Origin of the sequence: Glycomyces salinus (assembly GCF_016428645.1) — a bacterium.
GTDB lineage: Bacteria > Actinomycetota > Actinomycetes > Mycobacteriales > Micromonosporaceae > Glycomyces > Glycomyces salinus.
The window spans coordinates 1-12,119 of the sequence record NZ_JAELXW010000020.1 but is presented as its reverse complement, the minus strand read 5'-3'; the positions used below and the strand labels follow the sequence as shown (position 1 = coordinate 12,119).

At 69.7% G+C, this 12,119-nt stretch carries 11 protein-coding genes; 7 read left to right on the top strand and 4 right to left on the bottom strand.

Going from position 1 to position 12,119, the window contains the following annotated elements; genetic code table 11:
• Window positions 1-34 precede the first annotated feature (34 nt).
• Window positions 35-2,767: a pyruvate dehydrogenase (acetyl-transferring), homodimeric type gene (gene aceE / locus JFB92_RS07890; protein WP_372451595.1), complete on the bottom strand. Its 2,733-nt coding sequence runs from the start codon at window positions 2,765-2,767 to the stop codon at window positions 35-37.
• Window positions 2,768-3,144: 377 nt separating this feature from the next.
• Between aceE and JFB92_RS07885 the strand changes: the two genes are divergently transcribed.
• From JFB92_RS07885 to JFB92_RS07870, 4 genes are all read left to right on the top strand, one after another.
• Window positions 3,145-3,561 (top strand): DUF3052 family protein, encoded by a 417-nt coding sequence (locus JFB92_RS07885; protein ID WP_307789058.1) that lies wholly within the window; start codon window positions 3,145-3,147, stop codon window positions 3,559-3,561.
• Window positions 3,562-3,619: 58 nt separating this feature from the next.
• Window positions 3,620-4,084: a peroxiredoxin gene (locus JFB92_RS07880; RefSeq protein ID WP_199036759.1), complete on the top strand. Its 465-nt coding sequence runs from the start codon at window positions 3,620-3,622 to the stop codon at window positions 4,082-4,084.
• Between the two features lie 193 nt (window positions 4,085-4,277).
• Window positions 4,278-5,576, top strand: coding sequence for a pectate lyase family protein (locus JFB92_RS07875; RefSeq protein ID WP_199036757.1), 1,299 nt, complete (start codon window positions 4,278-4,280; stop codon window positions 5,574-5,576).
• 91 nt (window positions 5,577-5,667) lie between these two features.
• Window positions 5,668-6,327 (top strand): DUF11 domain-containing protein, encoded by a 660-nt coding sequence (locus JFB92_RS07870; RefSeq protein ID WP_199036755.1) that lies wholly within the window; start codon window positions 5,668-5,670, stop codon window positions 6,325-6,327.
• Here JFB92_RS07870 and sigJ read toward each other — a convergent pair.
• Window positions 6,276-7,166, bottom strand: a complete 891-nt coding sequence (sigJ, locus tag JFB92_RS07865) for an RNA polymerase sigma factor SigJ (protein ID WP_199036753.1) — start codon at window positions 7,164-7,166, stop codon at window positions 6,276-6,278. The genes JFB92_RS07870 and sigJ overlap by 52 nt on opposite strands.
• Before the next feature lie 151 nt (window positions 7,167-7,317).
• Between sigJ and JFB92_RS07860 the strand changes: the two genes are divergently transcribed.
• On the top strand, window positions 7,318-7,662 hold the full coding sequence (locus tag JFB92_RS07860) for a DoxX family protein (protein WP_199036751.1): 345 nt from the start codon (window positions 7,318-7,320) through the stop codon (window positions 7,660-7,662).
• Window position 7,663: 1 nt separating this feature from the next.
• On the opposite strand, the gene JFB92_RS07855 is transcribed toward JFB92_RS07860, so the two are convergent.
• Both JFB92_RS07855 and JFB92_RS07850 read right to left on the bottom strand, forming a co-directional pair.
• Complete coding sequence (locus JFB92_RS07855) at window positions 7,664-8,617, bottom strand: DUF4232 domain-containing protein (RefSeq protein WP_199036749.1); 954 nt, start codon at window positions 8,615-8,617, stop codon at window positions 7,664-7,666.
• A gap of 35 nt (window positions 8,618-8,652) precedes the next feature.
• Complete coding sequence (locus JFB92_RS07850) at window positions 8,653-9,252, bottom strand: TetR/AcrR family transcriptional regulator (protein WP_199036747.1); 600 nt, start codon at window positions 9,250-9,252, stop codon at window positions 8,653-8,655.
• Between the two features lie 110 nt (window positions 9,253-9,362).
• On the opposite strand from JFB92_RS07850, the gene JFB92_RS07845 reads away from it, so the two are divergent.
• Together JFB92_RS07845 and JFB92_RS26520 are read left to right on the top strand one after the other, a co-directional pair.
• Window positions 9,363-10,346 (top strand): alpha/beta fold hydrolase, encoded by a 984-nt coding sequence (locus JFB92_RS07845; RefSeq protein ID WP_199036745.1) that lies wholly within the window; start codon window positions 9,363-9,365, stop codon window positions 10,344-10,346.
• Between the two features lie 156 nt (window positions 10,347-10,502).
• Window positions 10,503-11,648 (top strand): alpha/beta hydrolase family protein, encoded by a 1,146-nt coding sequence (locus JFB92_RS26520; RefSeq protein ID WP_199036743.1) that lies wholly within the window; start codon window positions 10,503-10,505, stop codon window positions 11,646-11,648.
• Window positions 11,649-12,119 lie beyond the last annotated feature (471 nt).

The following is a 12,119-nucleotide window of genomic DNA, read 5'->3' as shown; positions in this document are numbered from 1 at the left end:
GGAGCGAAGCTCCCGGCCCCCATTTCAGCGTTTCTCAGGAGTCGCCGCCCGCTTCGCCGGCTTCGGCGGCGGTCGGGTCGGTGATCTGGTATTTGGCCGCCGCCTGGGCGGCCAGTTCCGGCTTGGCCTCGCCTCGGGCGGCGAGCTGCTGGAGGGCCGCCACCGCGACCGACTCGCCGTCGACGTTGAAGTGGCGGCGCAGCGCCCCGCGCGTGTCGGAGTGGCCGAAGCCGTCGGTGCCGAGCGAGGTGTAGTCGCCGGGTACCCACCGGGAGATCAGGTCAGGTACCGCGCGCATGTAGTCGCTGACGGCCACGAACGGCCCCTGGGCCCCCGAGAGCTTCTCGGTCACGTACGGGATCCGCTTCTCGGCCTCCGGGTGGCGCAGGTTGTGCTTCTCGGCCTCGACCGCGTCGCGGTTGAGCTCGGACCACGAGGTGACCGACCAGACGTCGGCGGCCACGCCCCAGTCCGACTCGAGCAGCTCGGCGGCCTTCTGCGCCCACGGCATGCCCGAGCCGGAGGCCAGCAGCTGGACGCGCGGGCCCTGGGCCGAGGACTCGGAGAGCCGGTAGATGCCCCTGAGGATGCCGTCGACGTCGACGCCCTCCGGCTCGGCCGGCTGCACGATCGGCTCGTTGTAGACGGTCAGGTAGTAGAAGACGTGCTCGCCGTCGCCGTACATGCGGCGCAGGCCGTCCTTCACGATGTGCCCTGCCTCGTAGCCGAAGGCCGGGTCGTAGGAGAGCACGGCCGGGTTGGTGTGGGCCATGAGGATCGAGTGGCCGTCCTCGTGCTGGAGGCCCTCGCCGTTGAGCGTGGTGCGCCCGGCGGTCGCCCCGACCAGGAAGCCGTTCGACAGCTGGTCGGCGGCCGCCCAGATCGCGTCGGCGGTGCGCTGGAACCCGAACATCGAGTAGAAGATGTAGAACGGGATCATCGGCTCGTCGAGCGTGTCGCCGGCGGTCCCGGCGGCGGTGAACGCGGCCATCGAGCCGGCCTCGTTGATGCCCAGGTGCAGCAGCTGGCCCTGCTCGGACTCCTTGTAGGACAGGAACAGGTCGCGGTCGACCGAGAGGTACTGCTGCCCCTGCGGAGAGTAGATCTTCGCGGTCGGGAACATCGCGTCCATGCCGAAGGTGCGCGCCTCGTCGGGGATGATCGGCACCCAGCGCTTGCCGGTCTCCTTGTCGCGCATGAGGTCCTTGAGCAGGCGAACCAGCGCCATGGTGGTGGCGACCTTCTGCTTGCCCGAGCCGCGCTTGACCGACTTGTAGGCGTCCTCGCCCGGCAGGTTCAGCGGGATGACCGTGTTCCGGCGCGAGGGGATCGACCCGCCGAGCTGGGCGTTCCGCTCGGCGAGGTACTCGGCCTCCGGGCTGCCCTCCTCGGGCTTGATGTACGGCGGCAGGTACGGGTCGGCCTCGAGCTGCTCGTCCTCCACCGGCATGTCGAGCGAGTCGCGGAAGCCCTTGAGGTCGTCAAGCGTCAGCTTCTTCATCTGGTGGGTGGCGTTGCGGCCCTCGAAGCTCGATCCGAGCCGGTAGCCCTTGATGGTGTGCGCGAGGATGACCGTCGGCTGGCCCTCGTGCTCCATGGCGGCCCGGTAGGCCGCGAAGATCTTCCGGTCGTCGTGGCCGCCGCGCCGCAGGTCCCAGATCTGGTCGTCGCTGAGGTGCTGGGCCATGGCCTTGGTGCGGGTGTCGCGGCCGAAGAAGTGCTCGCGGATGAACGCGCCGGACTCGGCCTTGAAGGTCTGGAAGTCGCCGTCGGGCGTGGTGTTCATGAGGTTGACCAGCGCACCGTCGTTGTCGGCGGCCAGGAGCGGGTCCCACTCGCGGCCCCAGATGACCTTGATGACGTTCCAGCCCGCGCCGCGGAAGTACGCCTCGAGCTCCTGGACGATCTTGCCGTTGCCGCGGACCGGGCCGTCGAGGCGCTGGAGGTTGCAGTTGATGACGAAGGTGAGGTTGTCGAGCTCGGCTCCGGCGGCCCACTGGAGCGCTCCCCGCGATTCGACCTCGTCCATCTCGCCGTCGCCGAGGAACGCCCACACATGCTGCTGCGAGGTGTCCTTGATGCCCCGGTCCTGCATGTACCGGTTGAACAGCGCCTGGTAGATCGCGTTGATCGGGCCGATGCCCATCGAGACGGTCGGGAACTGCCAGTAGTCGGGCATCAGCCGGGGGTGGGGGTAGGAGGGCAGGCCGCCCTGCGGGCGGGAGACCTCCTGGCGGAAGCCGTCGAGCTGGTCGGCCGTCAGGCGCCCTTCCACGAAGGAGCGGGCGTACATGCCGGGGGAGGCGTGGCCCTGGAAGAAGACCTGGTCGCCGCCGCCGGGGTGGGAGCGGCCGCGGAAGAAGTGGTTGTAGCCGACCTCGTAGAGGTTGGCGGCCGAGGCGTAAGTGGAGATGTGGCCTCCCACGCCGATGCCGGGCCGCTGAGCCCGGTGCACGGTCATGGCCGCGTTCCAGCGCACGAAGGCGCGGATGCGGTGCTCGATCTCCTCGTCCCCGGGGTAGTGGGGCTCGCCCTCGACCGGAATGGAGTTGACGTAGTCGGTCGTGGTCGAGGCCGGCACGGCGATCTGTCGCTTGCGCGCGTGCTCCAGCAGTCGCTGCACGACGTATCGGGCCCGAGTTCGCCCGCCGCTGTCGAGGAGGCCGTCGAGAGACTCCAGCCATTCGCTGGTCTCGTCTGGGTCAGTGTCCGGCACTTGGGTCGGCAATCCGTCACTGATGGGCGGCCGGTTCTGTTCCGTGGTCACGGGCGATCCCTCGTTCTTAGACTGCGCGTTGCGTTCGTGTTGGCAGTAGGGCAGAGATGTGCAATGGCTTTTTACCATCCTCCCTCGAATCTACCGCGACCATCTTGTGGCCACCCGGCTCGGAGCGGCGACGCCCACACCTGCGGGGGCGTTCCCCGTCGCCTACCTGGGGAATCGCTTGCCGACGGGCCCGCAGTCAAGATCACAGTCCTGTGAAGGTGCGCTCACCTCAGCTCCCGGCGAAGGTGCGTACCCGGGGACGATTCGGAGTCGTGCTCCGCGGCGCGCATGAGGCCCATATGCTTCACCTCATATGCTCTAGTTCATATGCTGTGCTACAAGCTCAGACAAGAATCACTACAGATGGAGGCGACGACGTGAACGCTCCGGGCAGCCCGGTGGACGCGACCAGCTTGGCCCAACGGCTCGGACTCGACGGCGTGGACGCCGTCATCGAGATCGGCTTCGACACCGACGTCGACGCGACCTTGCGTTCCGCCGTGATCGAAGCGGTGGGCGAACTCCTCGACGAGGAATCCGACGAGATCGTGGACGTGGTCCTGGCGTGGTGCCGGGACGACGACGGCGACCTGGTCGACCTCCTGCTCGACGCCCGCGATCCCCTGGCGGACGGCGGCATCGTCTGGCTGCTGACCCCCAAATCCGGGCGCGAGGGCCACATCGACCCGGTCACGGTCGATGAATCGGCCGAACTGGCCGGACTCAAGTCCACCAAGACGCTCAACATCTCCCCGGGCTGGGTCGCCTCCCGGATGGCGGTGTCCCGGCGCTAACGTCGAGCCCGTCAAACCGCCGAGCGCCCTCCGCGCGAGGGCATAGCAAGGAGCGTCCATGCCGATCGAACCCGGAAAACTCGCCCCCGACTTCACGCTCAAGGACCAGAACAACCAGGAGGTCTCGCTCGCGGACTTCCGCGGAGAGAAGCACGTCCTGCTGGTGTTCTACCCGTTCGCGTTCACCGGAGTGTGCGAGGGCGAGCTGTGCGGGATCCGCGACGACCTCGACACCTACCAGACCGACGAGGTCCAGGTCCTCAGCGTCTCGATCGACTCGCCGTTCGCCCACAAGGTGTGGGCCCAGCGCGAGGGCTTCGAGTTCCCGCTGCTGAGCGACTTCTGGCCGCACGGCGCGGTGGCCCAGGCCTACGGGGTCTTCAATGAGGAGAAGGGCATGGCCAACCGCGGCACCTTCGTCATCGACAAGACCGGCGTGGTCAGGTTCAGCGAGATGAACCTGCCCGGAGACGCCCGCGACCAGGGCGCCTGGCGAAAGGCGCTGGCCGAGCTCGCCGGATAAATCCGTACACAGTCAACATTTCACGCCGCTGGACCGGCTCCGGCGGCGTTTTTCTCTGTCTGGGCACTCTTGGCGAAGCTTGCGAGCCATAAATTGGTATTGACATCTCGGAATGTATTCGAGAGGCTGTAGCAAGCGGTTGCACAACCGTTTGCCAGCAACCCCCTGATCAACCCTCGAAAGGACGCATTCGATGATGAACGGTCCTGCTCGACGCCTAGTCGGCGCCGCCGCGGTCGCGGCGCTGGCGGCCACCGCCCTCGCCGGGGCGGCCCAGGCGCACCCCCACCACCCCGACCGCGACCTCGGCCGCCAGACGCTCGACTCCGACGACGGCTGGGCCGCCGCCGAAGGCGGCACCACCGGCGGCTCCGACGCCGACGACGAGAACGTCTTCACCGTCGAGACCTGGTCCGAGCTCAAGGAGGCCGTCCAGGGCGACGAATCCAAGATCGTCTACGTCGAGGGCGACATCGACGCCTGGACCGACGCGGACGGCAATGCCCTCACCTGCGACGACTTCAACGACCCCGAGTACAGCTGGGAGCTGTACCTGGAGACCTACGACCCCGAGGTCTGGGGGTGGAACGAGCCCTCGGGCCCGGTCGAAGACGCCCGCGACCGCTCCTACCAGGCATTCCGCGAGCACATTCTGCTGGACATCGGCTCCAACACCACCATCGTGGGCAAGCGCGGCGCCTCGGTCACCCACGGCTCCTTCTACCTCAGCGGCGTCGACAACGTCATCGTCCGCAACCTGGGCGTCCACAACGCCTACGACTGCTTCCCCAGCTGGGAGGGCGACTCCTGGGACTCCCAGTTCGACAACTTCGAACTGTCCGGCGCCACCCACGTCTGGCTCGACCACCTGGACATCTCCGACGGCGACTACAACGACCACGAGGACGCCCCGGTCATCTGGGACGCCCGGGTCGAGCGCCTCGACGGCGCGATCGACATCGTGCGGGCCTCGGACATGATCACCGTCTCGTGGAACCACATCGACACCCACGACAAGACCATGCTCATCGGCAACACCGACTCCGACCGCTACGACGAGTGGGACGAGCTGCGGGTCACCATCCACCACAACTGGTTCGAGAACATCAGCCAGCGCGCCCCGCGCCTGCGCTACGGCCAGAACCACGTCTACAACAACTTCTACACCTACGACCCTGACTCGGGGTACCCGTACTTCTACTCCATCGGGGCGGGGGCGCACTCGGCGGTCTACGCGGAGAACAACGCCTTCTACATGCCCTCGGTCGAAGCCGGGGACGTCCTCCGCAACTGGGGCGGCGACGCCGTCCACATCGAGGGCAGCCTCTTCAACGGCCGCCGCACCGACCTCCTGGACGCCTACAACGAGGCGTACCCGGACGACCCCATGAGCGGCGAGGTCGACCGCGGGCCCGAGTTCCACGGCCGGATCCACCCGGCCTGGGCCGTGCCGTGGCTGGTGAAGTTCAAAGCCGGCGCCGGGAACGCGTGATTCACTTACCGCCGACTCGTTCGGGGGAACCGGGACGCCGCCCGCGCCCGGTTCCCCCGGTTTCGTCCCCGGGGCCCTTACGTTCGGTTCCATGGCGAATCGGAGGCGTGCCCGGCAGCTCACCCTCGCCCTCGCCGTGCTGGCGGCCGCCTCGGCCGCGCCCGGCACGGCAGAGGCCGAGGAGCCGGGACTCTCGGTCCGGGTCGACGACGGGATCGAGCGGGCCGTGACCGGAGACGAGGTGGTCTACACCGTCACGGTCCGCAACCGCAGCGGGCAGGGCCTGGAGGACCTGCGGCTGGAGCAGCGCCTCCCCAAGGAGTACCAGTCGGCGAGCTCGCCGGGAGGCGAGGTCGTAGACGGCTGGATCGTGTGGACGGTCGACGTCCCCGCCGAGTCCGAGACCACCGTGGAGACCACGGTCCACCTCTCAGAAGACCTGCCTCTGGGCCGCGAGGCCGGGACCGTCGCCTGCGCCTACCTGCGCGGCCAGGGCCTGCCCGAGGACTGCGGCGGCGAGAGCGCCGAACTCTCGGCCGCGCCGAGCGAGTTCGCGGGGCTCCCGTGGATCGCGATCATCGCCGTCCCCGCGGCCGCCGCGCTGGCCGCGCTGGGGGTACGGGCCTACCGCGCCCATCCGCTCTACGCGGGCGCGCACCGCAGGAGGGGACCGGCGCGCCACGCCCAGCTCGGCGCCCTTCACCGCCACATACTCAGCTTGTCGGGGTTGCGCATCACCCAGAGGCGGTGAACGGTCCCGCGGTCGCAGTCGACCGCGACGACCGCGGCCACCCGGCCGTCCCGATCGCGGGCGACCAGCCCCGGACCGGCGTTGACCTCGGCCGACTCCAGAGTCAGCCCGGGCTCCCGGCGCCGGACGCCGAGCAGCAGGGCGGCCACGTTCGCCGCTCTCCGCACCGGATGGAGGGTGGCGGTGACCTTGCCGCCGCCGTCCGCGACCGCGGCGGCCTCCGGGTCGAGCAGCGCGATCAGGGCGTCCGGGTCGCCGGTCCGCCAGGCGGACTTGAGCGCCTCGACCGCGCGGCCGGCCTCGGGTCCGGCGACCTCGCGCCGCCGCCCCTCGCGGACCCGCCGCCGCGCCGAGGACGCCAGCCGGCGGCAGGCCGCGTTCGAGCGGCCCACGATCGCCGCGATGTCGTCGAAGGGGTAGCCGAAGACGTCGTGCAGGACGAACGCCACCCGCTCAGCGGGGGTCATCGACTCCAGCACGACCAGCATCGCGAAGCCGAGCGACTCGTCAAGCGAGACCAACTCGGCCGGGTCCTGCGCGCGCTGCGCCCCGGCGCGGCTGGTCCACGATGCCGAACCCGAGACCGGTTCGGGCAGCCACGGGCCCACGTAGCGCACGCGGCGGTGCCGCGCCGAGCCCAGCACGTCCAGGCACACGCGGCCGACGGTCGTCACCAGCCACGCCGTGGGCCGCTCGACCGCGTCGCGGCGGCCGGGGTCCATCGCGAACCAGCGCGCGTACGCCTCCTGTACGGCGTCCTCGGCCTCGGCGACCGAGCCGAGCATCCGGTAGGCCACGTTCAGCAGCAGGCCCCGGTCGGCTTCCCGTTCGGACGCCATTCGTGCTCCCAACAACAGATCTCCCATGACTCTACGACGAACGGGCGCGCGGGAATGTGAGTCGGCGCGCGGCTCCTCACGTTCGCGCCCCGGCCTTCGTCGTGGAATCGAGAGCGCACCGAGGCGCCTTGGAACTGAGAGGGAGCACCGCATGGAAATCGCAGCGACCGCGGTCATCGCGGCCACGATCCTGGCGAACGGGGGCATGGCCGTCGCCGACCTGCTGAGGGCGAAGTTCGTCCTGGCCAACTCGTCGGAGGTCGGGGTGCCCGAGTCCTGGCTGCCGGCCATGGGCGCGCTGAAGGCGGCCGGGGCGGCGGGCCTGCTGCTCGGCCTGCTCGGCGTCCCCTTCGTCGGTCTGGCCGCCGCGATCGGGCTGGCCCTGTTCTTCGTCGGCGCGATGATCGCCCACATCCGGGCGCGGGTCTTCTACAACATCCACTTCCCCGGGGCGTACCTCGCGCTGGCCCTCGGCTCGACGGCCGCGGCCTGGTAGGTCAGCGCCAGGCGGTGACCTCCAGGGACCGTTCGGTGCCCAGGTCGATGGAGTGCTCGGGTTCGACGAGCTGGGTCGGGGAGTCCTCGGCGTAGCCCACGTAGATCTCGGTCGCGTCGACCACGTCTTCCGAGTTGGCCGACTCGACCTTGTTGCGCCACATCATCCCGGCGTTGACCGACTCGCCCGGGGCGACGGTGATGGGGGTCGGGCCTGCGTCTTCGAGCGTGTCCGAGCCTTCGCGGACCTCGACGTCCGCCCCGGGGATCTCGATGACGGGGTAGCCGTTGACCTCGATGTCCGCGGAGCCGCAGTTGACCAGCTCGATGCCGGTGGCGCGGAGACCCATGGCCGCGTCCATGCCGCTGACGGTGACGCGGAAGCCCTCTTCGGGGCAGGTCGCGGCGTCGGGCTCCTCGGTCTCGGCGGGCTCGGTCGGTTCGGTCTCGTCGACTGGAGCGTCGGGCCCGGCGAGTTGCCAGGCGGTCAGGTCGGCGCGCTGGTCGGAGTTCAGTTCGAAGGGCTCGGCGACGTCCACTTCGAACGCGGCGGCCAGCGGCGGCGCGTTGATCAGCAGCCGGTCGACGGTGACCGTTTCCGCCTCGGGATCGACCGCTCCCCAGGAGGCGGTGGCGAACGCCGTCTGCCCGGCCTCGATCGGGAAGGACTCGGGCTCGTTCCCGTCGCGGCTGAACACGACGTCGCCGCCGAAGACCCCGACGTTCGGGCGGCTGTCGAGCAGCACCGTCTCCTCGCCGCAGTTGGACAGGCCGATCGTCAGGAATCCGGTGTCCTCGACCTGGCCGATGTCGGTGACGGAGACGCTGACGCCGTCCTCGGTGCAGCCGGTCCGCTGTGCCGACCCGCCCTCGCTTCCGGCCTGTCCCTGCCCGCAGGAGGCGAGCAGGAGCGCCGAGGCGAGCAGAGGAACGAGGAGCAGCGGATGACGGCGCATGAAGACCCTTCCTATTCGGGGCCGATCCTACCGGTTCAGACCCGCAAGGACCGGTCGAGCATTTCGACCAGCGCCTCGGCCGCCGCGGCGGCGTCGAAGCCGGGATCTTCCAGCCATTGGGCCACGATCGCGTCGACCGCCCCGTTGGCGATGACGGCGGTCGCCCGCGAGTCGATCTCGGGCCGGTAGTCGCCGGCGCCCTTGGCCGCGTCTATCAGGAGGCCGACGTTCTGCCAGCGGCTGGCCGAGGTCGTGCCGTCGCCGACGCCGCTGTCCTCGGTGATGGCCGCGATGATCATCCGAGCGTGGCCGTGGTGCGCGGTCATGTACGACACCAGCGAGCGCACGTAGGTCTCCAGCGCCGCCGCGCCCGAACGGGCCGACAGCTCGGTTCCGACGTGGTCCGTGAGCGCCTCGATCACCTCTGCGTAGGCGGCCTGGACGACCGCGTTCTTGGTGGGGAAGTGGTAGAGCACGGCGGCCTTGGACACCCCGGCGGCCTCGGCGATCTTCGCCAGCGAGGTCCCCGCGTAGCCGTGGCGGGCGACGAGGTCGATCGTCACCTGGATGAACTGGGCGCGGCGGGCCCGCTCGGTGAGCGTGGGCCGGTCCCGCCCGGCTGCCTTGGCTGACATCGTTCCCCTCTCGGCACGGTGTCCCCGACAATAGCAACTTACCGCATGGTCAGAAATTATACCAATCGGTTAGTATCATGGTGCAGTCGAACCCAGGAAGGAACTCCACAATGCGCAGAATGCTCTCTCGGATGCGGCGGAGCCGGACCGTCCGCATCACCGCGGCGGTACTGGCCGTGCTGGTCCTCGGCCTCGCCTATCTCCTCCGCGACCCGTCGCCGGTCGGCTACTTCCGGTCCGCCGAGGCCGAAGACGACTTCATGGCCGCCTACGACGAGGCCATGGCCGAACTGCCCGAGCCCGACCGGACGCTGGACGTGCGCACCGACTACGGGGTGGTGCGCCTCTACCACTTCGAGGGCGCCGAGCCCGAAGCCGCGCCGCTCCTGCTGCTGCCGGGCCGGGCCTCGGCCTCGCCGGTGTGGGCCGACAACCTGCCCGACCTGCTCCAGATCCGCAGCGTCTACACCGTCGACCTGCTCGGCGAGCCGGGCATGAGCGTCCAGCAGCGTCCGATCACCTCGGCCGAGGACCACGCGCAATGGCTGCACGAGGTGCTCATGGAACTGCCCGAGGAGCGCGTCCACCTGCTCGGGCTCTCGATCGGCGGCTGGACCTCGATGAACCTGGCCGTCCACCTTCCGCAAAAGGTCGCCAGTCTCTCACTGCTCGATCCGGTGATGACCTTCGCCGACCTGTCCGGCGAGGCCGTGGTGCGCTCGATCCCGGCCAGCGTCCACTGGTTCCCCAAGTCGTGGCGCGACGGCTTCACCAGCTGGACCGCGGGCGGCGCTCCCGTGGAGGACGAGCCGATCGCCCGGATGATCGAGGCCGGGATGCAGTCCTATGTCCTCAAACTCTCCCCGCCGGTCCGGCCGTCTGCCGAGCAGCTCGAGCGTATGGAGGTCCCCACGCTGGTCGTGTTGGCGGAGGAGTCGGGGATGCACGATGCCGAGGAGGCCGCCGAGGTCGCCCGCGAGACGCTTCCGGAGGCGACGGTCGAGGTCTACCCGGACGCCTCCCACGCGGTCAACGGCGAGTACCCGGAGCTGATCGCCGCCGACCTGACCGAGTTCTTCGACCGCGTCGAATGAGGATGTGGCCGGAGCCGTCGGACATGGGTCTCCGCGGTGGAACTCGCCGTTCTCAGAAAGCGACGATAGCCGAGAACGGCAGCTCCCAAGGGATCCCGAGTGCGCGGAGCGGGATTATGATCGGGTTGCAGCCCCTTCGATCCCAGAGGACCCGTTGTGACGACGAAGACCGAGACCGAAGTCCCCGCTCCCCGGCGCCGTCGGCTGCTGCCGTGGCTCATCACCCTCGCGGTGGTCCTCGTGCTGGCACTGGGGGCGCTGTTCGGCGCCGGGTGGTACTTCTCCGGGGAGGTCATCGACGTCGAGCACGGGCCCGATTCGTACTCGCTGACCGTCGAGGCCGTCGACGAGGAGACGGTGACGCTGCCGTTGGACGACGACACCGAGAGGCCGGGAGTCTGGGGGCTCGAATGGGAGGACGGCCGGGCCGTACTCGGCGAGGTCGTCTCCTCCGACGAGGAGACCGTGACCCGCTCGCTGGAGGCCGTCCAGTCCGGAGAGCTGGCCGAGGGCACCGCCGTCCGCATCGACAAGTGGACCTACGGCCCCGACCCGGCCGCGATGGGGCTGGAGTACGAGGACGTCGACGTCCCCACCGAGCTGGGCGACATGCCCGCCTGGTACCTGCCCGGGAGCGAGTCGACCTGGGTCATCACCGTCCACGGCCGCAACGCCTCCCCCGGCGAGACCCTCCGCGGCGTGGAGGTCTACAGCAAGCTCGGCTATCCGGTCCTGGCGGTCAGCTACCGCAACGACGAGGGCGCGCCCGACGCGCCGAACGGGAAGCACAGCCTCGGCGAGCACGAGGCCGACGACGTGGTCGACGCGGTCGAGTACGCGCTGGACAACGGGGCCGAGGACGTCGTCCTCCACGGCTGGTCCATGGGCGGGGCCGCCGTCTCGGTCGCCGTCCGCGACCTGGCCGGGACCGACGTGGTCAGGGGCCTGGTCCTGGACTCGCCGGTCATGGACTGGAACTCCACCCTCGACATGCAGGCCGAGGACCGCGACGTGATCGCCCCGATCACCTGGGCCGCCAAGCGGATCGTCGAGTTCCGCGCCGACATCGACCTCGACGACCTAGACCAGCGCAACTTCGCCGACGAGTTCGACCTGCCCGTGCTGCTGTTCGTGGACACCGCCGACGAGACGGTCGACCACACCGCCACGCTCGACTTCGCTGAGCTCCTGCCGCCGGAGCGGGCCACCGTAGTCACCACCGCCTCTGGCCACACCGCCTCCTGGAACGAGGACCCGGTCGCCTATGCGGCGTCACTGGAGGAGTACCTGGCTTCCCTATAGGAGCCTGGAGGGACGAGGACGGAACCGACCGGGAAGGTCGGACTCGGACTGTCGGGCCGGAGCGGGCGAAGGTTCGATCAGGCGGCGACGGCGCGGTAGGTGGTGTGTCGGGGTCGGTTGCCGGCAGTTCCGCAGGGTCGGGTCGGGGTTCAGTCGGGCGGCGACGGTGAGCTGGGGATGGTGGTGGGGTGTGGGCCTGGGGTCGGATCGGTTCAGGATCTTCGGGAGCCGGGAGCCGGGAGCCGGGAGCCGGGAGCCGGGAGCCGGGAGCCGGGAGCCGGGAGCCGGGAGCCGGGAGCCGGGAGCCGGTGATCGGTGACTGGTGTGCGTTGGGGTCCCTTGGAGGTGGGCATGGCGAGGGGCCCGACCCGCGTCTGGGGTTCGGGCTGCGCGACTCATTTGGTGCGCTTCCCCCGCCGGTCGCCCGACGGGGCGGGGTAAGAACGGGATCGGTTCGAGAGTGTCGGCAGT